The 25,233-nt window shown below is 67.9% G+C and carries 23 protein-coding genes; 8 read left to right on the top strand and 15 right to left on the bottom strand.

All coding sequences use genetic code 11. The features are described from left to right. Window positions 1–58 precede the first annotated feature (58 nt). From ACFXNW_RS05185 to ACFXNW_RS05175, 3 genes are read right to left on the bottom strand one after another with little or no spacing between them, the layout of a single operon-like run. On the bottom strand, window positions 59–292 hold the full coding sequence (locus ACFXNW_RS05185) for an antitoxin (protein ID WP_379415987.1): 234 nt from the start codon (window positions 290–292) through the stop codon (window positions 59–61). Window positions 293–329: 37 nt separating this feature from the next. Continuing rightward, entirely contained in the window at window positions 330–1,472 is a 1,143-nt protein-coding gene (locus tag ACFXNW_RS05180) for an MBL fold metallo-hydrolase (protein WP_379416309.1), read from the bottom strand. Further along, window positions 1,472–2,197, bottom strand: a complete 726-nt coding sequence (locus ACFXNW_RS05175) for an enoyl-CoA hydratase (RefSeq protein WP_379415985.1) — start codon at window positions 2,195–2,197, stop codon at window positions 1,472–1,474. Before ACFXNW_RS05175 ends, ACFXNW_RS05180 begins: the two co-directional genes overlap by 1 nt. A 273-nt stretch (window positions 2,198–2,470) precedes the next feature. Between ACFXNW_RS05175 and ACFXNW_RS05170 the strand changes: the two genes are divergently transcribed. Next, window positions 2,471–3,676: an NAD(P)-binding domain-containing protein gene (locus tag ACFXNW_RS05170; RefSeq protein WP_379415983.1), complete on the top strand. Its 1,206-nt coding sequence runs from the start codon at window positions 2,471–2,473 to the stop codon at window positions 3,674–3,676. A 21-nt stretch (window positions 3,677–3,697) separates the two neighbouring features. Here ACFXNW_RS05170 and ACFXNW_RS05165 read toward each other — a convergent pair whose 3' ends face one another. The 6 genes from ACFXNW_RS05165 to ACFXNW_RS05140 all read right to left on the bottom strand — a co-directional run bounded on the left by ACFXNW_RS05165 (window position 3,698) and on the right by ACFXNW_RS05140 (window position 11,475). Then, complete coding sequence (locus ACFXNW_RS05165; RefSeq protein ID WP_379415982.1) at window positions 3,698–4,552, bottom strand: aldo/keto reductase; 855 nt, start codon at window positions 4,550–4,552, stop codon at window positions 3,698–3,700. 134 nt (window positions 4,553–4,686) lie between these two features. Then, window positions 4,687–6,378, bottom strand: coding sequence for a carboxyl transferase domain-containing protein (locus ACFXNW_RS05160; protein ID WP_379416307.1), 1,692 nt, complete (start codon window positions 6,376–6,378; stop codon window positions 4,687–4,689). After that, window positions 6,378–6,980: an ATP/GTP-binding protein gene (locus tag ACFXNW_RS05155; RefSeq protein WP_379415980.1), complete on the bottom strand. Its 603-nt coding sequence runs from the start codon at window positions 6,978–6,980 to the stop codon at window positions 6,378–6,380. Before ACFXNW_RS05155 ends, ACFXNW_RS05160 begins: the two co-directional genes overlap by 1 nt. Next, window positions 6,961–7,335 (bottom strand): DUF742 domain-containing protein, encoded by a 375-nt coding sequence (locus ACFXNW_RS05150; RefSeq protein ID WP_379415978.1) that lies wholly within the window; start codon window positions 7,333–7,335, stop codon window positions 6,961–6,963. The genes ACFXNW_RS05155 and ACFXNW_RS05150 overlap by 20 nt, the downstream gene beginning before the upstream one ends. 7 nt (window positions 7,336–7,342) lie before the next feature. Next, window positions 7,343–7,762: a roadblock/LC7 domain-containing protein gene (locus ACFXNW_RS05145; RefSeq protein ID WP_036533017.1), complete on the bottom strand. Its 420-nt coding sequence runs from the start codon at window positions 7,760–7,762 to the stop codon at window positions 7,343–7,345. Then, the gene (locus tag ACFXNW_RS05140) at window positions 7,759–11,475 is read right to left on the bottom strand and encodes an ATP-binding protein (RefSeq protein ID WP_379415977.1); all 3,717 of its coding nucleotides are present in this window, start codon (window positions 11,473–11,475) and stop codon (window positions 7,759–7,761) included. The genes ACFXNW_RS05145 and ACFXNW_RS05140 overlap by 4 nt, the downstream gene beginning before the upstream one ends. 317 nt (window positions 11,476–11,792) lie before the next feature. Here ACFXNW_RS05140 and ACFXNW_RS05135 point away from each other — a divergent pair, with 317 nt between their 5' ends. From ACFXNW_RS05135 to ACFXNW_RS05115, 5 genes are all read left to right on the top strand, one after another. Then, window positions 11,793–13,868, top strand: coding sequence for an AMP-binding protein (locus ACFXNW_RS05135; RefSeq protein WP_379415975.1), 2,076 nt, complete (start codon window positions 11,793–11,795; stop codon window positions 13,866–13,868). 120 nt (window positions 13,869–13,988) lie between these two features. After that, complete coding sequence (locus ACFXNW_RS05130) at window positions 13,989–14,375, top strand: hemophore-related protein (RefSeq protein WP_379415974.1); 387 nt, start codon at window positions 13,989–13,991, stop codon at window positions 14,373–14,375. A 118-nt stretch (window positions 14,376–14,493) separates the two neighbouring features. After that, window positions 14,494–15,216 (top strand): response regulator transcription factor, encoded by a 723-nt coding sequence (locus ACFXNW_RS05125; protein ID WP_379415972.1) that lies wholly within the window; start codon window positions 14,494–14,496, stop codon window positions 15,214–15,216. A gap of 217 nt (window positions 15,217–15,433) precedes the next feature. Continuing rightward, window positions 15,434–16,690 carry a sensor histidine kinase gene (locus ACFXNW_RS05120; protein WP_379415971.1) on the top strand — a complete coding sequence of 419 codons (1,257 nt, stop codon included), beginning with the start codon at window positions 15,434–15,436 and terminating at the stop codon, window positions 16,688–16,690. A 128-nt stretch (window positions 16,691–16,818) separates the two neighbouring features. Further along, entirely contained in the window at window positions 16,819–17,985 is a 1,167-nt protein-coding gene (locus ACFXNW_RS05115) for a hypothetical protein (protein ID WP_379415969.1), read from the top strand. A gap of 22 nt (window positions 17,986–18,007) precedes the next feature. Here ACFXNW_RS05115 and ACFXNW_RS05110 read toward each other — a convergent pair whose 3' ends face one another. Next, window positions 18,008–18,415, bottom strand: a complete 408-nt coding sequence (locus ACFXNW_RS05110) for an alpha/beta hydrolase (RefSeq protein ID WP_379415967.1) — start codon at window positions 18,413–18,415, stop codon at window positions 18,008–18,010. 22 nt (window positions 18,416–18,437) lie between these two features. Continuing rightward, window positions 18,438–19,454 (bottom strand): RNA polymerase subunit sigma-70, encoded by a 1,017-nt coding sequence (locus ACFXNW_RS05105; protein WP_379415966.1) that lies wholly within the window; start codon window positions 19,452–19,454, stop codon window positions 18,438–18,440. Between the two features lie 135 nt (window positions 19,455–19,589). On the opposite strand from ACFXNW_RS05105, the gene ACFXNW_RS05100 reads away from it, so the two are divergent. After that, window positions 19,590–19,970 carry a nuclear transport factor 2 family protein gene (locus ACFXNW_RS05100; protein ID WP_379415965.1) on the top strand — a complete coding sequence of 127 codons (381 nt, stop codon included), beginning with the start codon at window positions 19,590–19,592 and terminating at the stop codon, window positions 19,968–19,970. A gap of 78 nt (window positions 19,971–20,048) precedes the next feature. Here the strand turns inward: ACFXNW_RS05100 and ACFXNW_RS05095 are convergent, their stop codons facing one another. From ACFXNW_RS05095 to pdxH, 4 genes are all read right to left on the bottom strand, one after another. Then, on the bottom strand, window positions 20,049–20,408 hold the full coding sequence (locus tag ACFXNW_RS05095; protein WP_163823749.1) for an FKBP-type peptidyl-prolyl cis-trans isomerase: 360 nt from the start codon (window positions 20,406–20,408) through the stop codon (window positions 20,049–20,051). Window positions 20,409–20,446: 38 nt separating this feature from the next. Next, window positions 20,447–21,748, bottom strand: a complete 1,302-nt coding sequence (locus ACFXNW_RS05090) for a citrate synthase (RefSeq protein WP_379415962.1) — start codon at window positions 21,746–21,748, stop codon at window positions 20,447–20,449. A gap of 157 nt (window positions 21,749–21,905) precedes the next feature. After that, entirely contained in the window at window positions 21,906–23,189 is a 1,284-nt protein-coding gene (locus tag ACFXNW_RS05085; RefSeq protein ID WP_379415961.1) for an MFS transporter, read from the bottom strand. A 79-nt stretch (window positions 23,190–23,268) separates the two neighbouring features. Further along, a complete protein-coding gene (pdxH, locus tag ACFXNW_RS05080) occupies window positions 23,269–23,988 on the bottom strand; it encodes a pyridoxamine 5'-phosphate oxidase (RefSeq protein WP_379415959.1) in 720 nt (239 codons plus the stop codon). 112 nt (window positions 23,989–24,100) lie between these two features. Here pdxH and ACFXNW_RS05075 point away from each other — a divergent pair, with 112 nt between their 5' ends. Beyond that, the gene (locus tag ACFXNW_RS05075; protein ID WP_379415958.1) at window positions 24,101–25,228 is read left to right on the top strand and encodes a citrate synthase 2; all 1,128 of its coding nucleotides are present in this window, start codon (window positions 24,101–24,103) and stop codon (window positions 25,226–25,228) included. Window positions 25,229–25,233 lie beyond the last annotated feature (5 nt).

Genomic DNA, 25,233 nt, shown 5'->3' with positions numbered 1-25,233 from the left:
GCCGCGGGCGGCCTGCGGACGATCATGCCCTGCGGGCGGTCTCGGCTGGGAAGGCTACTCAGGCCTGCGGGCCGGGGCCCGGCTGCTGACCCGGCTGACCGGGCTGCTCCGGGGGAACGGCCTTCTTGGCCGCTTCCTTGCCCTTCTCGATCTTGTCGGAGTACTTGCCCTTCGTCTTCTGATCAATGAAGTCGCCACCCTTGTCGATGGCTTGATTGATCTTGTCCGCATTCTTGGCAGCGGCGTCCTGACCCTTGCCGACCAGGCCCTTCAAGGTGTCCATCAAGCTCATATGCCCTACGTCCTTCCCTGTGCCTTCGATGAGGTGTTCACCCGATATCTTTCCACCACAACTGCCCGGACGGCAGGTCATCGGGATCCAGACGCTCGCCCGGCTTGGGAACCGCGACGATGGTGCCCGCCGCACGAGCCGCTGTCACCATCCGTTGCACCGGCTCCGACCACCCGTGGAAGGCCAGGTTGAACGTCGCCCAGTGGATCGGCACCAGCAGGCCGTGGCCCGGATCGCCGACGCACAGATCGGCGTGGGCGCGCACCGCCTCTTCCGGGTTCATATGCACATCGGTCCAGCGCTCGTCGTAGGCGCCGATCGGCAACAGCGTCAGATCGAACGGACCGAGTTTCGCGCCCGCTTCGGCGAAGGCCTTGGTATACCCGGTGTCGCCACCGAAGTAGGCGCGCCGGGTGGGGCCTGCCAGCGACCACGACGCCCACAGCGTTGTGTTGCGGACCAGACCACGGCCGGAGAAGTGCCGGGCTTCCACACAGGTGATCGTCAGATCCGTACCGTGGCGATCACGTCCTAGCGCGGACAGGGAAATCGAACCGCCCCAGTCCAATTCGACGATCCGATGATCGGGCACACCCCAGTGCCGCAGATGCGCGCCGATACCGACGGGCACCACGAACGGGGCACTCTGCCCGGCCACCAGCGCGCGCACGGTGGCGGCGTCGAGATGGTCGTAGTGGTCGTGGGAGATGATCACCGCGTCCACCGGCGGCAGCTCCGATAGCGGCGCGGGCACCGGATGCAACCGTGCGGGACCCACCAGCGGTGACGGCGACACCCGCTCGCTCCACACCGGATCGGTGAGGATGCGGTAGCCGTCGACCTCGATCAATGCGGTCGCGTGCCCGAACCAGGTGACGGCGAGATCGGCCGCCTCCGCGGGAAGCTGCGGCTCCACCAGCGGCACCGGCTTGCCCGGGCGACCGGCATTGCGCTGGGTGAGAAATGAGCGCAGCAGCGACGGCGCCGCACCCGGCGTGATCTGGCTACTGGGCTCGGTGTTGTGGAACTGACGGTTGCGGTAGCTGGTGGCCCCGGTCGCGTACGGCTGGATCGCCGAGATCGAGGCGCCCATCGCCGAGGGCAGGCCCCACAGCGCCCGCGCCACCCAGGTGATGCCGAGTGCGCCCGCCGCTCCTGTCGCGATCCGTCGCATGCGCATCATCGCCCCGTGAACTTCGCTGCGCGCTTCTCTTGCCTGGCCAGGCGGCCCTCCTGGGCGTCGGCGCTGGTCCAGGCAGCTTCCAACGCCTCGCGCTGCTGGGCGTTATCCGGCTCACGGGTGCCGTCGTCGTTGAGCACCAGTTTCAGATGCCGTAGCGACAGCGGCGCCAGTTCCGCGATGGACTTGGCCCAGGCCTGCGCGTCGGCGAGGGTGCCGAGCCGGTTGGCGAAACCGAAGCCGTAGGCGTCGGCCGCCGAAATCGGCTCCGCGCCGAGCAGCATGGTGCGGGCCGGTCCGCCGCCGATCAGCGATACCAGCCGCCGCGTGGTCCACCGATCGACGGTAATGCCGAGCTTGGCCGCCGGAATGGCGATGTAGGAGTCCGGGGCGAGAACCCGCAGGTCTGAGGCCAGTGACAGCTGCACGCCCGCGCCGATCGCGGCGCCGTTGATCGCCGAGATCACCGGAATCGGCGCCGACTCGATGGTGTGCAGCATCTCCAGCAGAGCACCGAGGAAATCCTCGGCGTACACCCCGCCCAGATCGGCGCCCGCGCTGAAGATCGGCCCGCGTCCGGTGAGCACGATGACCCGCGCCTGCTCGGCGGCATCGAGCACCGCATCACGCAGCTGGGTGACCAGCTCGAAGTTCAGAGCATTCCGACGGTCCTCGCGCTGTAGTTCGATGGTGACGACATCACCATCGCGGCTGACACCGAGCATTCTTCCTCCCCAGCTGAACGAAATCCGACTGTTGAGTTCATGCTGCCACAGGAGCTGACACAGACCCGCGACGGCGCGAACGTGCGTGGTCACAGTGGTGCGAGCGGTAGGTGCCGGCGCTGCCGGCGGATCGCAGGCCCGGCGCATTCCCGAGGAACATCCCGTCCGCAGCCGCCGCAGCCGGCGCGAAGGTGTCTGCGAGCACACCCCGCAGCCCGCCCGGCGATCGCGCAGGGCCGACCGCCAATGCAGGTGCGCATAGCATCGAGAGCTGTGCTGCCCGACCACACGACAACACCCGGCGACGCCGACTCCGACCCGATCACCGCGGACTACCCGATCCTCGTCATCGGTGCCGGCCAAGCCGGATTGTCGGCGGGTTATCACCTGCGCAGGCGCGGGCTGGTCCCGGAAAAAGACTTCCTGATCGTCGATCATGCGCCCGGCCCCGGAGGCGCCTGGCAGTTCCGTTGGCCGTCGCTCACGCTGACCACGGTGAATCGGGTGCACGATCTGCCAGGGATGTCATTCGCCGAGAAACTGCCGCCCGGATCGGAATCGGCGCCTGCGGCCACTGCGGTCCCGCACTATTACGAGCTCTATGAAAAGCGGTTCGACCTGCGGGTGCAGCGGCAAGTGCGGGTCACTGTGGTCTGCGACCGCCGAGAGCACGGGCCGGCGGGCGACGGTTCGGATCACCACAGCGAAGCTTCGAACCCGGCCGATGGTGCCGAGCGCGACGGGCTGCTGCACGTCGAGACCGATTCCGCAGGCACCATTCGGGTCCGCGGTCTGATCAACGGCACCGGCACCTGGGAGCGCCCGTTCATCCCGCGCTATCGGGGCTCGGAGACCTTCGCCGGGCGTCAGCTGCACACCCGCGACTATCACTCGGCCGCGGAGTTCGCGGGCAAGCACGTGGTCGTTGTGGGTGGGGGCATCTCAGCGGTGCAGTTGCTGGACGAGATCTCCCAGGTCACGACGACCACGTGGGTGACTCGAACGGAACCGCGGTTTCGAGAGACCCCTTTCGTCGAGGACGAGGGCAGGCGCGCGGTCGCCATCGTGGAAGAGCGGGTACGGCGAGGTCTGCCGCCGGGTTCGGTGGTCTCGGTGACCGGCCTCCCACTCGATGACCGGCTGCGCGCCGCACGCGATCGCGGCGCGCTGAACCGCCTGCCGATGTTCGATCACATCGAACCCGAGGGAGTGCGCTGGGCCGACGGCACCTTCCAGCCCGCGCAGGTCATCCTGTGGGCAACCGGCTTCCGCAGCGCACTCGACCACCTCGCGCCGCTGCGGCTGCGCGGGCCGGGCGGCGGCATCACCATGACCGGACGGCTGGCCACCCAGGTCGCCGTCGACCCGCGCATCCACCTCATCGGGTACGGACCGTCGGCGAGCACCATCGGCGCGAATCGGGCCGGGCGGGCGGCCGCGGTCGAACTCACCGAGCACCTGGGTGTGGGCGGCCGCTGACGCGGGTGGGCTGCCGGACCGCTAGTCCAGACCAGCGGCGAACGTCGACGGATCAGGGCCGATGCGACCGCCGTCGTCGAGTGCGCTGATCGCGGCCATCTGCTCGCCGGACAGTTCGAGCCCGAAGACGTCGAAGTTCGACACGATCCGCGATGGCGTCACCGACTTCGGGATGACGATATTGCCCAGCTGCAGGTGCCAGCGGATGATCACCTGAGCGGGTGTGTGCTCCACCGCGGCGGCGATCTCGGTGATCACCGGGTGGTCGAGCAGGGTGCCCTGGCCGAGCGGGCTCCACGCTTCGGTCGCGATCGCATGCTCGGCGTGGTATTCGCGTAGCTCACGCTGGGTGAGCCGGGGGTGGAGTTCGATCTGGTTGACCGCGGGGATCTGGCCGGTCTCCCCGATCAGCCGCTCCAGATCCGGGACCCGGAAATTCGACACTCCGATCGAGCGCACCCGGCCGTCGGCCTCGAGCGCCTTGAAGGCCTTGTAGGTGTCGACGAAGCGATCTGCCGACGGCGCGGGCCAGTGGATCAGATACAGGTCGAGATAGTCCAGGCCGAGGCGTTCCATGCTGGCGTCGAAGGCGCGCAGCGTGGAGTCGTAGCCCTGTTCGGAGTTCCACAGCTTCGTCGTGACGTAAACCTCGTCACGCGGGAGGCCGAACTGGCGGATGGCCCGGCCGGTTCCCTCCTCGTTGCCGTAGATCGCCGCGGTGTCGATACTGCGGTATCCGGCCTCCAAAGCGGCCGTGACCACGGGAAAGACATCATCGGCCGGAACTTGGAACACCCCGAACCCGAGCTGCGGGATCACGTTCCCGTCGTTCAGCACGATCGAGGGAACTGCGCTGGTCTCGCTTCTGAAGGTCACCGTTTCGAAGGTAGAAGCGCCGAGCCGCATGGTCAACGAGCAGGCGGTACGTGTCTCGGTGTGCGGGGCTCTCGCGACGGACGGCGGGCATCGGCAGGACACTCCCCCGAGCCGAGGCGCCGGGCGTCAGACGCTCAGCCCGCCGTGCGCGGGAGGCCGAGCCGGCGGTAGCGGAGGTGTCGGGTGGCAAACAGCTCGGTGACCGGTGTGGCGCGCAGCCCGGCCAGTTCGGTGGCGATGGCCACGACCATGCGGCGGGCGAATTCGATGGGTTCGTCTGCCGCGTCCGGGTTTTCGTCGACGATGCGGTCGACGATGCCGGATGCGTGCAGGTCTGCGGCGCGAATTCCCTGGGACTGCGCCAGTTCTGGAGCGTGCGCGGTATCGCGGTGGACGATCGCGCTGGCGCCTTCGGGCGGCAGCGGGGCGAGCCAGCCGTGCGTTGCGGCAAGGACCCGGTCCGCCGGTAGCAGGGCGAGTGCACCACCGCCGGTGCCCTGGCCGAGCAGAACAGAGATTGTCGGGGTATCCAGAGTGACGAGATCGGAGATACAGTGGGCGATTTCGGGAGCGAGACCGCGTTCCTCGGCCTCCTTCGACAGGGCCGCACCGACCGTGTCGATCACCAGCACCAGCGGCAGCCGCAACTCCTGAGCGAGCTGCATACTGCGCCGAGCCTCCCGCAATGCGGCCGGGCCCATGGTGTTCTCCCCCACCTGACCCGCCCGGTCGTGACCGAACACCACGCACGGGTGGCCGCGGAAACGCGCCAATGCAAGCACCACGGTCCGGTCGGTTTCGCCCTGACCGGTGCCGCTGAGCGGAACCCGTTGGGTCACATGACGTAACAGCTCACGTAATCCGGGACGGTCTGTGCGGCGCGAGCTCAGAACCGACTGCCACGCAGGATTTCTGGGGGCGTCCTCGACATCGTGCGCCTCACCACCTGAGGGCACCTCGGCATCGCCCGAAGTCGGCTCGGCTCGTCCCTCAGCTGCCGTGCGATCGGGCGAGTTCGCTCCGGCGCCCGAGGTGAACCGGACCTGGGCCGACACTGCGCGGATGTCCGCTGCCGCCGGTGAGGCCGCATCCTCATCCGGTACCCCACTGAGCACGCTCAAGGCCCGGTGAGCGATGCGACGGAATACGGAGAGACCGACCACACCGTCGATGACGCCGTGCCGGTACAGATTCTCGGCGGTCTGCACACCGCTGGGAAACGGGCGGTCGTAGAGGGCCTGGTACACCCGGGGCCCGAGGAAGCCGATCATGGCGCCGGGCTGAGCGAAGGTCATATGGCCAAGCGAACCCCAGGACGCGAACACCCCGCCCATAGTGGGGTCGCGCAGATACACCAGGTAGGGGTGGCCTGCTGCCTTGTGTGCGGCGACCGCCCCGGCGATCTTGACCATCTGCACGAAGGCGACGGTGCCCTCTTGCATCCGGGTACCGCCGGAGGTCGGCGAAGCGATCAGCGGTAGACCGAGTTCGGTGGCCCGCTCGACTGCGGTCACGATCCGTTCGGCCGCCGCCACGCCGACGGACCCCGCGAGAAAACCGAATTCGCAGGCGATCACAGCCACACGGCGGCCGCGCAACAGTCCTTCGCCGGTGCACACCGATTCATCCGTACCCGCCCGCTCGGCCGCAACGCGCAACTCATCGCGGTATCGCGAGGACATGCTCACCGCCAGTGGCGGTCGGTCCCAGCTATGGAACGAGCCCGGATCGAGCAACGCCTCGAGTAGATCGGCGGCGCAGATCCTCCCCGATCCCGCGCCGACGCCTACCGCCGAACCGCTGGCTTGCTGCCCGCCGGGGCCGATCAATAGCCCTGCATCACCTTGCGCAAGGCGTACTCGGTGAGCGCGACCAGCGCCTGCTTGGCCGGCTCACGGCGACGGGCGTCGATGGACATGATCGGCACATCACCGGAGACGGCAAGCGCCTGCCGGATGTCCTCGATCGGGTACCGCGGCGCGTCGTCGAATTCGTTGAGCGCCACCAGGAAGGGTAGGTTGCGCGCTTCGAAATAGTCGACGGCCGCGAAGCTGTCCTCGAGCCTGCGGGTATCGACCAGCACGACGGCGCCGATAGCGCCTTTGATCAGGTCGTCCCACATGAACCAGAACCGGTACTGGCCCGGCGTACCGAACAGGTACAGCACCAGGTCGTCCGCGAGACTGATTCGGCCGAAGTCCATGGCCACCGTGGTGGTGGACTTCATCGGAATGCCGGTCAGGTTATCGATTCCGGCACTCGCGTTGGTGACCAACGCTTCGGTGCGCAGCGGAACGATCTCCGAGACGGCGCCGACCAATGTCGTTTTGCCCACACCGAAACCACCCGCGACCACGATCTTGGCCGAAGTCGGCTTGGCAGTACGGGTATCGACCTGCGCCGTCGAATCAAATACGCCGGAGTCCACTGAGAACCCTTTCGATCAGCTCGCGACGTTCATCGTCGCTGGAGTCGTCTTTCAATGTGGCGGAAACGCGCACGTGCCCCGCTTCGATGAGATCTGCCACGAGCACGCGCGCCACCCCGATGGGTATACCCAATCGAGCCGCAAGTTCAGCCACGGACGGCGATTCTCTGCACAACTCCACGATGGACGTTTCGATGTTGGTCAGTTCGAACTGCCGCTCAGGGGCGACCGGATGCGATGCGACGAGGGCCTCCAGCGCGAGCTCGACCGCGGGCCGCGTACGACCCGCGGTCAGCGAATACGGGCGAACCAGGCTCGGCTCGGTGCTCCCCACACGATGATCTTCTATGTCCATCCCACCATCAGGAACCCATCGTGACGCGTGGAGTGGCCTGAACTGTCTGGCCAACACGCTCGACCAACAACGCCATCTCGTAGCCGACCTGACCGATATCACACGAGGTGTTGGTCAGGACCGCCAGATACGAGCCGTCGCCGACAGCCATGAGCAGTAGGTAGCCGTGTTCCATCTCGACTACCGACTGCAGCACGGTGCCGCCCTCGAACAGATTCGACACACCCACCGAGAGGCTGGCGAGCCCCGCGGTGACGGCCGATAGCTGTTCGGCACGATCGACCGGGAGCTGCGCGCTCGCGGCCATCAGCAGACCGTCCGCCGAGACCAGCACGGCATGGGCTACGCCAGGAACCTCGTTGGCGAAGTTCGAAACCAGCCAATCCAGCTGACGGTTCGTACCACTACCACCTAGATCGGGGTTCATCGGTCTCCTTTGTCTCCGGTTAGGTTCATTGCCTTCATTGCGCGGCCATCCCGGACGCCCTGCTGGTGACGACTCAAGCTGGACCGGATCGTTTCGGGATCGCGACTCGGTGCCCGATCCACGGCGCCGCTGACGGCGCCGGGCACGAGTCGTCCGCCCGGATTACGCTGCGGCAGACCGGCTGCCGTTGTTGCAGTGGGCTTGGCTTCGCTGGCCCGCTGGGCAGCCTGCCAGCCTTCGTCACCCGGTGATTCGAAGGAGGCGGCCGCTTGGGATCGGTCCGCATTCGGATCCGACAGCCAGGCCGACATCATTTCGGCGAAGATCGGCGTTCCGCCCATTATCGGGTCGCCGCTCTCCTCGGCCGGCTGCAACCGGGTCTGGAAGAACGAGGCGGTCCGCTCCGGGTTGGCACGGTAGCTGTGCCTGCCCCGATCGCGTCCGGCGTCACCGAGGCCGTTCGACTCCGCGTGCTCGCCACTCGCGACGGGCTGGGCCACATCGTTGTCCCGCTGCGGCAGTGCGACGCCCGGTGCGTTCTCGACCCGTTGCGGCAGGCCGTTGCCACCCGGCTGACGCTGCGGCAGCCCGCCTGGGCCGCTCGCGCGCTGGGGCAGGTCGGTCTGGCGCTGCGGTAGTTCGGTCGAACGCTGGGGTAGATCCATCTGACGCTGGGGTAGCTCCGTGTGACGCTGGGTGACATCCGGGCGACGGGGCGGTAGCCCCGGCTGCGCGCTGCCGTTGGCCAGGCCACCGACGGCTTCGATCTCGCCGGACCGATCCGCCGCGGGCTGACGCTGCGGTAGGCCGGACTGACCGGGCTCACGCTGCGGCAGACCACTCGGACCCGCCTCACGCGGCGCCGGACCATTCTGGCCTGGCTCACGCTGGGGCAGACCACCGGCCGACGGCTCACGCTGCGGCAAGCCGTTCGGGCCTGCTTCACGCTGCGGCAGACCACCGGCGGTGGGCTCACGCTGCGGTAGGCCACTCGGACCCGCGTCACGCTGGGGCAAACCACCCGTGGACGGCTCACGCTGCGGCAGCCCACTCGGACCCGCGTCACGCTGCGGCAAACCACCCGTGGACGGCTCACGCTGCGGCAGACCACTCGGACCCGCGTCACGTGGTGCCAGACCGCTCTGGCCGGGCTCACGCTGCGGCAATCCACCCGGTCCGGCCTGACCCGGCTGACGCTGCGGCAGACCACCCGCGGCAGACTCACGCTGCGGCAGCCCACTCGGGCCGCGCTGCGGCAGGCCGCCGTTCGCCTCACGCTGGGGTACGCCACCGGCGCCGGGCTCCCGCTGCGGGAGACCACCGGTCGGCTGCGACACACCGTTCGTGCCGGGCTGACGCTGCGGAAGACCGCCGTTCGGATCGCGCGACGGCGGAGCAGCGACGGGCCGCTCGGCCTGCGGGCCACCCGGACGCGGCGGTACGGGACCGCCGGGGACGACATTGCGCTTGGGCATGCTCGCCGCCGCGAGCTTGCCGCGCTGCGGGCCGGTGCCCTGCTGACCCGGTGCGGGTCGAAGTGTGGCACCGGACTGCTCGGCTTCACCGCGCAGACCCGAGGCCATCGCCGAGCCGGGCTGCCGCTGCGGCAGTCCACCCCCCGGGGTGGCCGGGCCTGCCGCCGCGTTCGCCGCCGCAGCACGATCCTCGGCACCGGCCGGAATCGGACCACTCACGCCGGGATCGACGGTGACCATCATGTTGCCGCCGGGGGTGCGGCTGACCGAGCGCATCTGCATCGACGACGGAGCCGACGGCCGCTGCGGCTCGGCGGCCGGAGCCGGAGACGGCTGCGGTACCAGGGGACCGGAACCGTTCTTGTCGGGGACGATCAGGCCGACCGGCACGTGCACCGTGACGGTGACGCCCGGGTCGCGCGCGGTATCGAAGGTGGGGCGCAGCCGCACGGTGAGTCCGTGCCGCTCGGCCAACCGGCCGACCACGAACAGACCCATGTGGCGGGCGGTATCCGGACCGGGCTCGGCGGTGGTCTCGAGCCTGCGGTTGATCTCGGCCATCTCGGTCGGCGGCATGCCGATACCGCGGTCGGCGACCTCGATCAGCAGGCCCTGGTCGTGCGCCTGGGCGAAGGTGAACTTCACATCTGTTTCTGGCGGCGAGGCACGCAGCGCGTTGTCGAGCAGCTCGGCGAACAGATGCGCGAGGTCGGAGGCGGACGGTTCCTTCAGCGAACCACGCGGGGTGGCACCCAGCTTGACCCGCTCGTAGTCCTCGACCTCGGAGATCGCGGCACGCAGCACGTCGGCGATCTCGACCGGCGCTGACTTGGAGCGGCGCTGTTTGGTACCGGCCAGAATCAGCAGGTTGTCGCCGTTTCGGCGCATACGGGCGGCGAGATGGTCCAGCCGGAAGAGGTTCTCCAGCAGACGCGGGTCCTTCTCGTCGTACTCCATCGCCTCGATCAGCGTGAGCTGATGATCGACCAGCGACTTGGAGCGGCGAGCCAGGGTCTCGAACATGTCGTTGACCTGGGTACGCATCTGCGCCTGATCACTGGCCAGGCGCAGCGCCTGACCGTGGATGTCGTCGACGGCGCGGGCCAGCTGACCGATCTCCTCCTCGGAGCGGATCGGCATCGGCTCCAGCGGCACCTGCTCGGGCGAAGCGCCGTTACGCAGCTGGGCCACCTCGTGCGGCAGGTCGCTCTCGGCGACGCGCAGCGCGGCCAGGCGCAGGCGGTGCAGCGGCACGATCATCGACCGTGCGACGAACACCGCGAGCAGCAGTGCGGCGAGGATGGTCAGCAGCACCACGATGCTGTACATGATGGCGTCGGACCGGGCCGTATCGGCGAGGTCGCGCACACCGCCGACGATGTCGTCGGTCGAGAACGCGACCAGCGCCTCGGTGGTATCGAGGCTGGACAGGATCGACTGGCGAGCCTCGCCGAGCGGCAGCTGCCCGGATTCGGCCGCAGGCCCGGTGAGCATGCCTTCACGGGCTTCGATGCCTTGGCGCAGGTCGTTGATGTTGCGGTCGTCGGCGGGGAAGCGCTCGGCGAGCAGGGCGAGCAGCGCACGTTCGGTATTGGTGGCGACGAGATAGGTCTGGGTGCCCACTTCGCGGTCCTGCAGGTACACCGCAAGACCGACGACCTCACCGAGCATGGTGGAGCGCATGTTCAGCGCGTCGACCAGGCGCAGCTTCGCCGCATCGATCTGCGGATCACTGACCTGCGCCACGATCTGCTCGACGGCCTCGACACCGTTGCTGCGGTAGCGGTCGATCTGATCACGCGCCTCGAGCGGCGGCAGCGACGTCGGGGACAGGCCCAGCGTGCGCACTTGCTTGGCCTGGTCGAGCATCTCCTGCAGCGGCTGCTGCGCACTCGGCAGGTCGGCGAGTGCGCCGATCGCCTGCTCGGTCTCGGCAATGGCCTTGTCGAGGTCGACCAGGTTTTCCTCGGTCACCAGCGACCGGCCACCGATGTTGATGACCTGGGAACCCGCGACCGTCGAGGTCGCGGCACTCAGACCGGTAACGACCGGAATGACCTCGACGTTGTCGGCGGCCGAAGCCAGCCTGTTGGCCTCGCTCCACTCGGACGAAATCTTGGACACGCCGAGTCCGACCGCGACCGCCAGCGGCACGGCGAGCACCGCCGTAACCTTCCAGCGCAGGTCCCAGTTGCTGAGCGCCCAGCGCTTTCTGCCGGACCTAGCGGCGTCACGCATCTCCCACTCACTTTCCAAACTGGCCCCAGCCACGCGCCATCAGCGGAACCTCCACAATCGCATGCTGGCTCGACAGACAGTGCTGGCCGAGAACTGCGGCTGGCCGAGAAATTGCGTCTACGACGGACCGAATAAGTGACATCAGATTCTAACGGATCAATAACTTCTTGGTAGACCCCGCATCGGCACACCGCCAGTGACCAGCCCGTTCCAGGCAAAACCAAAGGTCGCGGCACCCACCCGGGCGTCGCGTGAAGTCTGCCACAATCGTGCTGATCTATCGAGGCGGGCATCGAAGCGAGGCTAGGGAGCACGGGTTGAACGCGAGGAACGAGTACCGACCGGTCTACCAGACCAGCCTCGTCGATCCCGCCGAGTTCTGGGCCCATGCTGCCACTGCCATCGACTGGGAGATACCCCCGGACCAGGTGATCGATACCACGGCCAGGCCCGCCGCGCGCTGGTTCCCCGACGCGCGACTCAACACCTCGTTCAACACGCTCGACCGGCACGTGCGCGAACTGCCCGAAGGCGCCGAGGGCACGGGCGGCCGAGCCGACCAGCCCGCCCTTATATATGACTCGGCTATGACAGGTGCCAGGGGGGTTTACAGCTACGCGGAACTGCTGACCGAAGTGTCACGGTTCGCCGGCGCGATGTCACGGCTCGGTGTCGCCAAGGGTGATCGGGTCGTGATCTATCTGCCGATGATCCCGGAGGCCGTTATCGCGATGCTGGCCTGCGCGCGCATCGGCGCGGTGCATTCGGTGGTCTTCGGTGGGTTCGCCGCGCCGGAACTCGCCGCCCGCATCGATGACGCCGAGCCGGTGCTGATCATCACCGCCTCCGGCGGGCTGGAGCCGGGGCGCCGGATCGAGTACCCGCCGATCGTGATGGAGGCGCTCGACCTGGCGCAGACCACCGCGCCACGCAACGTCATCGTCAAGCAGCGGACCGCGTTTCCGACGATCCCCTTCCCCGAGCAGCTACCCGCCACCGAATCGATGCCGAGTTCGGCCGAGACGGTCGCCGCCCGCTGGCTGGATTGGGAGGACGCCGTCCGCGATGCCCCACTCGCCGATCCGGTTTCGGTCGCCGCGACCGATCCGCTCTACATCCTCTACACCTCCGGCACCACCGGCAGGCCCAAGGGCGTGGTCCGCGACAACGGCGGGCACGCGGTCGCTTTGAGCTGGTCGATGCGCAATATCTACGACGTGGGTCCGGGCCAGGTGATGTGGGCGGCCTCCGATGTGGGCTGGGTCGTCGGCCACTCCTACATCGTCTACGCGCCATTGCTGGTCGGTGCCACCACGCTGCTGTACGAGGGCAAGCCGATCGGCACCCCTGATGCGGGCGCATTCTGGCGCGTGGTCGCCGAATACGGGGTGCACGTGCTGTTCACCGCGCCGACCGCGATGCGCGCCATCCGGCGTGCCGATCCGAACGCCACCCTGGCCCACACCTACGACCTGTCCTCGCTGCGGGCGTTGTTCTGCGCGGGTGAGCGACTCGATCCGACGACTTACGCCTGGGCAGTGGACACCCTGCTCGCCGAACGGCCGGACTGCCCGGTGGTCGACCACTGGTGGCAGACCGAGACCGGTTGGCCGATCTGCGCCAATCCGCTGGGGTTGCAACAGCTGCCGATCAAGCCCGGGTCGGCATCGGTGCCGGTGCCCGGGTATCGGCTGCGAGTGCTGGATTCGTCGGGCAATCCGGTCGCGGCGAATGTCGAGGGCAATATCGTCATCGGGCTGCCGTTGCCGCCGGGTGCGCTCAGCGGACTGTGGCACGACGACGAGCGGTACAAACGTTCCTACCTATCTGCTTATCCCGGCCATTATCTGACCGGTGACTCCGGCTATTTCGACGACGACGGTTACCTGTTCGTCCTCGGTCGCAGCGACGACGTGATCAATATGGCCGGGCACCGGCTGTCGGCGGGCAGTATCGAGGCCGCCATCGCGGGCCATGAGGCGGTCGCCGAATGCGCGGTCATCGGCCTGCCCGATGAGCTCAAGGGGCAACGTCCGATCGCGTATGTCGTTCTCAAGACCGGGGTCGAGGTGGACAAGGAGCAGTTGCGCGAGGAGCTGATCCAGCGCGTGCGCACCCAGATCGGGGCCATCGCCACCCTGCACGATGCGGTCGTCGTCGCTGGATTGCCCAAGACCCGTTCGGGCAAGATCCTGCGCAAGACCATCCGCCAGATCACCGCGGGTGAGGAATACGAGGTGCCGTCCACTATCGAGGACTCCTCGGTGCTGGTCGCGCTGGAAGATCAGATTCTTGCCGCGCAACCGGAGTTGTTCACCAGCCGTCCGGCCGATGGTGAGGCGAATGGGAACTCCGGCGAGGTCGTGGCGGATTCGGATCCGATTGCGCAGTAGAGGCATCCGCACCGCAGGCGGCGCCCGTCCACAGAGTTTTCACAGGAACGGTTCACACTCGTGCCAGCCCCGGGCAATAGCGTCGAGGCGTCCGTCACCGATCTTGTAGGAGGCAGCAATATGAACCGTTTTCGTGGCAGGGCCACCCTCGCGGCACTCACCGTGGCCGGGGCCGCCACCGTGACCGCCTTCCTCAGCCCCGCGGTCGCGTCCGCTGGTCCGATGGAGCTGGCCACACCGCTGCTCGAATCCGATTGTTCGTTCGCCCAGGTCGATGCCGCGCTGCACGACCAGGCCCCGCAACTGGCGGCGATGCTGGACGCGAATCCAGAGGTCAAGGCGGAACTGCAGGCCAAGTTCGAACAGCCGGTCGAGCAGCGCCGTGCCGAACTCCAGCGCTACATCGACGAGAACCCCGAAGCCGCGCAGCAGGCCGAAAACGATCCCCGCGCCTCGGGGCTGAGCCAGACCATCCAGGGCGTGGCCGACACCTGCCACAACTACTGACCGAGCCGGTGTTCGCCGCCACGGGCCGCGGCCGATCCGTTTTTCGGTCGCGGGCCTGCCGCCGCCGAGGTGATCCGGCCCGGGTCGTGCCGGGGCCGCGCCGGGAAGCGACGGCAGAATGAACGACGTGAGCGCCGATCGCACAACTACGAACCCGACCGTCCTCGTCGTCGACGACGACGAGGACGTGCTCGCCTCGGTGGAGCGGGGGCTGCGCCTGTCCGGCTTCCAGGTTCTGGTGGCCCGCGACGGTGGCGCGGCCCTGCGCGCCGTCAACGAGCACTCCCCCGACGCCATCGTGCTCGATATGAATATGCCGGTGCTCGACGGCGCCGGTGTGGTGACGGCGCTGCGGGCAATGGGCAACGAGGTGCCGATCTGTGTGCTCAGCGCCCGCAGCTCGGTCGACGACCGGATCGCCGGGCTGGAGTCCGGTGCCGATGATTACCTGGTGAAACCGTTCGTGCTCGCCGAGTTGGTGGCGCGCATCAAGGCGCTGCTGCGTCGTCGTTCCGATACGCCGGCGCCTGCCACGCCGGGGGCGGTCACCGTCGGGCCGCTCGAAGTGGACGTCGCCGGATATCGGGCGCTGCTCAACGGCCGCGAAGTCGACCTGACCAAACGGGAATTCGAATTGCTGTCCACGCTGGCCCGCAATGCCGGGGTGGTGTTGAGCCGGGAACGGTTACTGGAGTTGGTGTGGGGCTACGACTTCGTCGCCGACACCAATGTGGTGGACGTATTCGTCGGCTACTTGCGGCGCAAGCTGGAAGTCGAGGCCACGCCGCGGCTACTGCACACGATCCGCGGGGTGGGTTTCGTTTTGCGGGCGCCGAAATGATCGGGCAGAGGTGAGCGCCGGCTCGGCGCCGGATCGGCCCCGCCCACCGCGCGGAGCCGAAATCTCGCGACCGCGAGAAACCGGCACGCCGGGCCGGACATCTCCATCCGGCACTGCGAATCGCCCTCGTAGACGGGCCTACTCGCTGCGCACCAGGGTCGCAGGCGCGGCAGCGGCGGGCGCAATTCTCATCATCACGATCCTGAGCGTCATCACCTTGCAGGCGATCGAGCGGGTCAACGTCGAACAGACCGATCAGCAACTCACTCTCGCGTCCAGGCTGGTACTGATCGATCCGGTGATCGCGGTCGGCCTGGTCAACATCATCGGTCCGAACGAGGACATGGCGCTCACCGTGCGCGACAACGGCGCACTGTCCGCGACCACCGCGATCGAACTTCCCGATCTGCCACCAGGTTCGCGGACTGTCACGGTGGACGGCGCGTCGTATCGCGTCCTCACCACGACCGAAAATCAGCAACCCGGCCGGACCGTCTCGATGGGCATTCCGAACGCGGATTCCGCCCGCGCCACCGCCGAACAGCAGCGCTGGGTGCTCGGTGGTGGCCTGCTGGCCATCGCCGCCTCGGCGGGGCTCGGCTGGCTTTTCGGTGGACGCGCGGTGCGGCCGATCGTCGACCTCACCCGTCAAGTAGGGGCGCGCAGCGGCTATCGCGATCCGGACCAGCCACCACAACCGGTCGACGGCTCCGGTGTGCTCGAGGCCGAAAAGCTCGCCGATGCGGTGAACACCATGCTGTCGCGGGTCGATCAAGCCCAGGGCGACACCGCGGCCGCGCTGGAAACCGCCCGCGATTTCGCCGCTGTCTCCGCGCACGAACTACGCACCCCGCTCACCGCCATGCGCACCGACCTGGAGGTCCTGCGCACCCTCGACCTGGACGACGCCCAGCGCGCCGAAATCCTCGACGACCTGCACCGCAGCCAGGGCCGCGTGGAAGCGACGCTGTCCGCGCTCGAACGCCTCGCCTCCGGCGACCTCACCCACGAACGCGACCACGTCGACACCGACGTCGGCGACCTGTGCGACCAGGCCGCCCACGACGCCATGCGCCACTTCCCCGGCTTCACCGTCCGCATCGACACCGACGCCGAACTCGTCACCCGCGGCCTACCTGCCGGCCTACGCCTAGCCGTCGACAACGCCCTGGCCAACTCGGTCAAACACGGCGGCGCCACCGAAGCTCTGGTCTCGGCCCACCGAGCACCGGGCGGGCACATCGTCGTCTCGATCGACGACAACGGGCGCGGGATTCCGGCCGAGGAACGCCAAGCCGTCTTCGACAGGTTCTACCGCGGGAGTCAGGCCACCAAGGGCGGTTCCGGGCTCGGGCTCGCCTTGGTCGCCCAGCAGGCGCAATTGCATGGTGGTCAAGCATTTTTCGACGACGGGACGCTCGGCGGAATTCGACTGGTCCTCGATCTCCCCGCACGCCCTGCACAGGTGACCTGACCGACGCAAGTTCCATGCGTGACCGCCGCACCGGTACGCACTCGCACATTCAGCGCCGTGCCGGTCCTTACCGAAACCTCAGAGAATCACCAACAATCGCAGCATAAGGCGGATCTAGCCTCGGCGCTGTGATCGGAATACGCGCCCGCTGGGCACTTCTCGCTGCTGTTGTCGTCGGGGTCGGGGCGGTGGGTGGGTTTGCTGCATGTGGGCGGTCGGCGGCGGCGCCGAGCGGGATCGCCTTGGTCAACGCTGATTCCGGGCCGACCGGGGAGCGCGTGGTGGAGGCAGTTCAGCAGGCCGGTGGTTATGAATGGGCAGCCGTCGCGCCAGGTGAGGCTGATAGCGACGACTATGCGGCCGTGATCACGCTTCCCGCCGACTTGACGGAGTCCATGGGCACGTTGGCGGAGCCGGACCCGCGCCGGGCGAAGGTTACGGTGGTGACGAATTCGGGGGCGGACGCCGGTCTGGTGAACGGGGCGGTCGCTACGGTGACTCAGCACATCGGCGCGGTGGGTGTGGATGCGGCGTTGTCGGCCACGGCCGCCGCCAGGTCGGAGATGACGAGTGTGCAGTTCACTGCTCAGCTGTTGAACGCGGGGGTGAACGTAGCGGTCGCCGGTGCCGATCAGTTCACCGCGGGCGCCGATCAGCTGCTCGGGTTTCTGGATATGGCCAAAAACGGGTCCGCGCAGTTGACTTCGGCGATCGAGTTGCTGAACAACACCGTCGACGGCGCGGCTGCGCAGGCCGAACAGCTGGCCACCGCTTTGGATTCGACCAATCTGACCATCGCCCAGGTGCAGCAGTCGGCGAATACGATGAGTTCGGGGCTCGACCAGATCCTGCCGCTGCTGCGTGGGCTGCCGTTCGCCGGGGATCCGCAGGTGGCCGACGTCATCGGCAAACTACAAGCGTTGCGTGACGTTTCCGGTCAAGCCGGTTCCCAACTCACCGGCCTCGGCACGCTGACCGGCGCCGCCGTGGACCCGAACACCGACCTCGGCACCCTGCTGCGCACCGTAGTGGCCCGACTGACCAGCGCGAGCGATCAATTGGCCCAGGGCGCCCAACTCGCCGAATCCCTGCCCAAGCTCGCCGAAGAGGGCGGTGCGCAACTGCTGGCCGCCATCGGCATGATCGAGACCGGCATCGGGCAGCTTCAGGGCATCGTCACCAATCTGAACACCCAGACCGGTAAGGCCCTGGAAGCCCTTCCGCAACGCGGCAAGGCGCAGCAGTCGGCGGTGGCGCTCGCGCTCACCGATCCGGTGGAGATCGTGCGGGAGTGACCCGGACCGAGCAACCGGCCGTTCAGTCGAACGCAGGCGCCAGCACCGCATCCCGTGCCGCGGCAAGGGTGGTGACGCCATCGGCGGCGAGGAAATGCCCGGCTCCCGGGACGATCGTCGGCCGAACACCGAATTGCGCTGCCAGCCGATCAGTGTGACCGGCGGGCACGATCGGGTCGTCGTCGGAGCGGATGACGCTGACCTGATCGATCGACGACCGGAGACCGTCGACCGCGCAGCCGTCCCCGATGAAAGCATCGAGCTCCGGCAGGACCGGCAACCGCTCGAGGAAGCCGCTCACCAGCACCAGATGCCCGAGCCGCCAGGAACCGATGCGGGCAGCGAGCCGGCGCAGCACCGCCAAACAGCCGAGGCTGTGCGCGACAACCACCGCGCTCGAGCGCAAGCGCAGGTCGCCGGCCGATCTCACCGGCCGGTCGTAACGTGTCAGGTCACCGGCCATTCTCCGCCGGCACCGGTAGCCGATCGGGCATACCGAAGCGCGCGTAGAGGGTGTCCAGATGGAACCTGGTGATCGCGGCGATCCGCTCGCCCGCACAGGTCAGCACGATCAACCCGGCCGGGGACGCGGACGGTTCCTCCTGATCATCTAGGTAGCTCGCGAACGCGGGCTGGGTGTTGGCGCTTGTCGCCGTAAGGTGCGCTCGCCGGGTGCCGCGGTAGCCGAACGAGGCGTGTAGGAAAGCGGCGATGGCGTCCGGGCCGTGGTACTCGTGCGGCGCGGGCGGCATCGTCAGCCAAGAGTCATCGGTGAGCAACGCGACGACCCCGTCGACGTCGCCTGCGAGGTACGCGGCCGCGAAACGTTGTGCAAGTGCCTGTTCCGTGGCGGAGCCCGGGCGGGTCACGTCGATGCTGCCATGCTCCCGGTGCAGGGTCGCCCGCGCACGTTGCAAAGTGCCCTTGACCACTGTCGGTGTGCTGTCGAGCAGGTCCGCGACCTGTGCGGTCGGGAAATCGAGGACATCGCGCAGTACGACGGTCGCGGTGTGCAGCGGCGGAAGTCGTTGCAGCGCGGCGACGAAGGTTAGTTCGACCGTGGCCCGCGCCTGATGATCGGCCTCCGGACCCGCCGCCGGATCCGCGACGCCGGCCAGCACATCGTCGGGTGCCGGCTGTAGCCAGGTGATCGAATCCCGACGAGTCGGCTCGGGTGGACGGAACGGCGGCACCGGCTCCGGCGGACGGCGTCGCGCCGAGCGCAGGACGTTGAGGCAACGGTTGGTCGCGATCCGGTACAGCCAGGTTCGCAGCGAGGACCGCTGTTCGAACTCCGGCAGACCGCGCCAGGCCGCGAACAATGTCTCCTGGAGTGTGTCCTCGGCGTCGGTCAACGATCCGAGCATGCGATAGCAGTGCACCAGCAGTTCCCGGCGGTACGGGTCGGTCAGTTCACCGAAGGCTCGCTCGTCGCCTGCGCGGGCCCGTTCGAGGACGGTCGGTTCCACCCCGCCATCGTGCCATCGGGGAGGGGCCGCGGCGCGATACGAGCGGGACCGTCCGCCGCGTTCCGTTCGTGCCCGCCGCGGTGTCACAACCACTGAGGGCGGCATCGGGCGGCCCATCGACCCCGGGAGGACATCATGACCACCAGCAGTGCCCTGCAGACCGCGCTGGCCTACCACCGCGCCTGGACCAGCCACGACTTCGAACGCGCGAGCTCCTTCCTCGCCGCTGACCTCGTCTGCGCAGCGCCATCCGGACAGATCACCGGCCTGGCAGATTTCCGCGCCTTCATGGAACCGTTCAGCCAGATCATGACGAGTTCGCAACTGCTCGCCGCGTTCGGCGACGACGACACCGCGCTGCTGATGTACGACACCACCACGATCCCGGTGCCGCATGCACCGGCGGCGGAGCTGTACACCGTCGTCGACGGACAGATCACCCACGTCCGGATCATTTTCGACCGGGCACCGTTCGACGCCGCGCGCGCGGCCGCCGCGGATCATCCGGCATCCTGAACCCACCCCGGAAACAGCACTGCGGCCCGCACTCGATGAGCGCGGGCCGCAGTCGGCGTGAACAGAGGAGGCCGAGACCTACTTGACGTCCAGCAGGTCGATGACGAAGACCAGGGTCTTACCCGAAAGCTTGTGGCCCGAGCCGACGGGACCGTAGGCCTGCTCCGGCGGGATGGTGAGCTGGCGGCGGCCGCCGACCTTCATCCCGGGGATGCCGTCCTGCCAGCCCTGGATCAGGCCGCGCAGCGGGAAGATGAGGGACTCGCCGCGGTTCCACGACGAGTCGAACTCCTCGCCGGTCTCGAATTCGACGCCAACGTAGTGCACCTCGACGGTGCCGCCGGGCACCGCTTCCGCGCCGTCACCGACGGTGATGTCTTTGATGGCCAGCTCGGTGGGCGCGGGGCCCGCCTGGAATTCGATCTCCGGCTTGCTCATTCGCATATCCCCTTCGATATGTGTGTTCTTCGTCGGATCTAGCGGTTGTTGATCTCGTGGTAGTCGCGTGCACCGTAACCGGTGTAGACCTGGCGCGGGCGGCCGATCTTGAGCGGCTCGCTGTGCATTTCCCGCCAGTGCGCGATCCAGCCGGGCAGCCGGCCCATGGCGAAGAGCACGGTGAACATGCGGGTCGGGAAGCCCATCGCCTTGTAGATGACGCCGGTGTAGAAGTCGACGTTCGGGTACAGGCGACGCTCGACGAAGTAGTCGTCGGTGAGGGCGGCCTCTTCGAGGGCCTTCGCGATGTCGAACAGCTCGTCGTCACCGCCGAGCTTGGCCAGGATGGCGTCGGCGTGCTTCTTGGCGATGGCGGCACGCGGGTCGTAGTTGCGGTAGACGCGGTGCCCGAAGCCCATGAGCTTCACACCGTCTTCCTTGGCCTTGACCTTGCGGATGAACTCCTTGACGTCGCCGCCCTGTGCCTTGATGTCGTCGAGCATCTCGAGCACGGCCTGGTTGGCGCCGCCGTGCAGCGGGCCCCACAGCGCGTTGATACCACCGGAGACGGAGGTGAACAGGTTGGCGTCGGAAGAGCCGACCAGGCGCACGGTCGAGGTGGAGCAGTTCTGCTCGTGATCGGCGTGCAGGATCAGCAGCATGTCCAGCGCTGCGGCGATCTCCGGGTCGACCTCGTAGGGCTCGGCCGGGAAACCGAAGGTCATCCGCAGGAAGTTCTCCACCAGGCTCAGCGAGTTGTCCGGGTAGAGGAACGGCTGGCCGACCGACTTCTTGTACGAGTACGCGGCGATGGTCGGCAGCTTGGCCAGCAGGCGGATGGTGGACAGCTCGACCTGCTCGGGGTCGCGCGGGTCCAGCGAGTCCTGGTAGTACGCCGACAGGGCGTTCACCGCGGACGACAGCACCGGCATCGGGTGCGCGTTGCGGGGGAAGCCGTCGAAGAACCGCTTGAGGTCCTCGTGCAGCAGGGTGTGGCGGCGGATCTTGTCGGTGAACGACTCGAGCTGGGCCTGCGTCGGTAGCTCACCGTAGATGAGTAGGTAGCTGACCTCGATGAAGGTCGAGCGCTCGGCCAGCTGGTCGATCGGGTACCCGCGGTAGCGCAGGATGCCCGCCTCACCGTCGATGTAGGTGATGGCCGACTTGGTGGACGCGGTGTTGACGAAGCCGGGATCGTAGGTGGTGTATCCCGTGCTCGCCAGCAGCTTGCCCAGATCGATACCGTCGTTGCCCTCGGAGGCGTCGGCGATCGTCATCGGGTATTCGCCGCCGGGGTACGTCAGCACCGGCTTGGCGTCGTTGATGTGATTCTCGGGCACGGAAGGATCCCTCTCAGGCTATGACCGTCGGCACCGGGTGCGGTCGGCACGGGGTGCGCTTGACCATGACGCTAGTCGCTGCGTCGCCGGGCTCGGGCAGGAGGGTGCCCAGCGCACGATCTCACAAACGTACGCAACGACAGTGAGGCCTGGGCACTCACGCGAGCACCGGTTTCGGCTCTGACCGGCCCACGCGGTATCGGACGAAGGCGGGGAAGGCCAGTGCCGCGACCACCACACCGACCACGACCAGCACACCACCGCCCGCCGAGGCTACGGCGGTACCCAGGCTCGCGGCCGCAAAACCGTGCGCAACATCACCGATCCTGGGCCCACCTGCGACGACGACGATGAACACTCCCTGCAGCCTGCCACGCATTTCGTCGGTCGCCACGGTCTGCAACATCGTCATCCGCAGCGCGGCCGAGACCATGTCGACGGCCCCGCCGAAGGCCGAGCAGGCCAGCGCGATCCACAGGCCGGCGGCGACACCGAGACCGTGCCCGGTGAATCCGACCGCGATCCCGAATCCGACCATGGCCAGCCCCCATAGGGCGATGCATACGACCACCGCCAGCCCCTGCCGCCGCACCCGCGGAATCCAGCCGGAGAACACCCCGCCGAGCACCGCACCGACGGACATGGACGCGAACAGCAGCCCCAGCGCGACGCCGCCGGTGGCCGGATCACCGAAGGTCTCGTGCGCGATCTGCGGGAACAGCGCTCGCGGCATGCCGAACACCATGGCGATGATGTCGACGGCGAAGGATGCGAGCAGGATCCGCTGAGTGGCCAGATAGGCGAAGCCGTCGAACACGGTGCGCAGACCCGCGCGGCGCACCGAACCGGTCGGTGGCAGCGACGGCAGCCGCCACACCGCCCACAGCGTGACCAGCAAGGCGACGGCGTCGATCAGATACAGCGTGGACAGGCCGATCAACGGGATGAGCGCGCCCGCGAGCACCGGCCCGGCGATGGCGCCGAACTGGGTGACCGTCATCGAGAGTGAATTGGCCGCCGCGAGCTGGCTTTCCGGCAGGAGTCTGGGAATGGTCGCGCTTCGCGTGGGCTGGTTGACGGCGAAGAAGGCCTGTTGCACGGCGAACAGGCCGAGCACCATCCAGACATTGCCGCCCCCGAACGCTGCCTGGAACCAGAACGCGAGTGCGGTCAGGCCGGTGCCGGCATTGGTGATCAACATCAGGGTGCGCCGGTCCATCACATCGGCGAGCGCACCGCCCCACAGGCCGAACACGATGAGCGGCACCAACCCGAACAGACCGGCCAGACCCACATAGCCGGAGCTGCCGGTGAGCTGGAAGATCTGGGTCGGCACGGCGACCACCGACAGTTGCGCGCCGATGGTGGTGACGACGCCGGAGGTCCACAGCCTGCGATAGTTCGGATCGCGCAGCGGCCTGGTGTCGGCGAGCAGTCTCACCAGCCGCAGATTATTCGACCGGAGCCTGATTGATCCAGACCTTATTCATCACATCATTGGATGCATTACGGCGGCGAGTTCACGGTTGCAGGCGCTGGACGGTCATGGTGTCGCCATCGACGTCCACCCGGATGCGGTTGTGCAATCGCCCCTGCCGTCCCTGCCAGAACTCGACCTCGTCCGGGCGTAGCAGATAACCACCCCAGTGCGGCGGCACCGGAATGTGATCGACGCCGGCGAACCGCTCCGTGGCCTCGGCCAGCGTGCGATCCAGTTCGGCGCGTGAGGCGATCGGCCTGGACTGATGCGATGCCCACGCACTCAGCTGGGAATCGCGCGGCCGGGACCGCCAGTAGACGGCGGTGGTCTCATCCGAGACCCGCTGCGCCGGTCCGCGCAGATGCACCTGCCTGCCCAGTGCGGGCCAGACGAAGGTGGCCGCCGCGAACGGCACGGCGGCGAGCTGGGTGCCCTTGGCCGAGTCGTAGTTCGTGTAGAACGTCACACCTTCGGGTGAGAGCCCTTTGCACAGCACGGTCCGCGCGACCGGGCGCGGTGTGCCGTCGGCGGACAACGCCACGGTGGCGAGCACCATGGCGTTCGGTTCGGCGATCCCGACGGCGGTGGCCTGTTCGATCCAGTGCCGTAGCAACGGTTCCCAGCCGCCTGCCAGCCAGTTCTCGTCCAGATCCGCATCGCGCGCGCCGGTACCGGGCGCGCCTTCGCTGTCGAAGGGACCGGCGCCGTACTCGACGCGCATGGCGGCGAGATCCGGGTAGGAATTGTCCAGGTCACGCATGGGGCAGACGTTACTCCGCAGTAGCAAGGGTCTAAGGTTTTGTTGATCGGCATGTGCCGCGACCACCGTGCACCGCGAGCCATGCGACCCGACGTGCAAGGAGAGTCACCACATGACTACCAGCCCCGCGGTTCCCCCGGATTTCGTCAGCGGTCTCGAGGGCGTCGTCGCGTTCACCACCGATATCGCCGAACCCGACAAGGACGGCGGCGCACTGCGATACCGCGGGGTGGATATCGAAGATCTGGTCGCCAACCGGGTGACCTTCGGTGATGCCTGGGCGCTGCTGGTCGACGGTGAATTCGGCCACGGCCTCCCGCCCGCCGAACCGTTCCCGCTTCCGGTCCACACCGGTGACGTCCGGGTCGACGTGCAGGCCGGCCTCGCCATGCTCGCCCCGATCTGGGGCTACGAGCCGCTGCTCGACATCGATGACGAGACCGCGCGGGAGAACCTGGCGCGCGCGTCGGTGATGGCGCTGTCCTACGTCGCGCAGTCCGCGCGCGGCATCTACCAGCCCGCCGTGCCGCAGCAGAAGATCGACGAGTGCACCACCGTCACCGAGCGGTTCATGACCCGCTGGAAGGGTGACCCGGATCCCCGGCACACCGAGGCCATCGACGCCTACTGGGTTTCGGCCGCCGAACACGGCATGAACGCCTCCACCTTCACCGCCCGCGTGATCGCCTCCACCGGCGCGGATGTGGCCGCGTCGCTGTCGGGCGCGATCGGCGCGATGTCGGGCCCGCTGCACGGTGGGGCCCCGGCGCGCGTGCTGCCGATGATCGAAGAGGTCGAGCGCACCGGCGATGCCCGCGCGCTGGTCAAGGGCATCCTGGACCGTAAGGAAAAGCTGATGGGCTTCGGGCACCGGGTCTACCGGGCCGAGGACCCGCGCGCCCGGGTGCTGCGCAGTACCGCCAAGCGCCTGGCCGCGCCGCGCTTCGAAGTGGCCGCCGCGCTGGAGCAGGCCGCGCTGGCCGAACTGCGTGAGCGTCGCCCGGACCGCGCCATCGAGACCAATGTCGAGTTCTGGGCCGCGGTCATCCTCGACTTCGCCGAGGTGCCCGCGCACATGATGCCCGCCATGTTCACCTGTGGCCGGACCGCTGGCTGGTGCGCGCACATCCTGGAACAGAAGCAGCTCGGCAAGCTGGTGCGTCCGGCCGCCATCTACACCGGCCCGAGCCCACGCAAGCCCGACGAGGTCGCGGGCTGGTCGGCCATCTCGCACAGCTGATCTCA

It is taken from the genome of Nocardia sp. NPDC059180, from assembly GCF_042754945.1.
Lineage (GTDB): Bacteria > Actinomycetota > Actinomycetes > Mycobacteriales > Mycobacteriaceae > Nocardia.
This window is presented reverse-complemented; position numbering and strand designations above follow the sequence as displayed.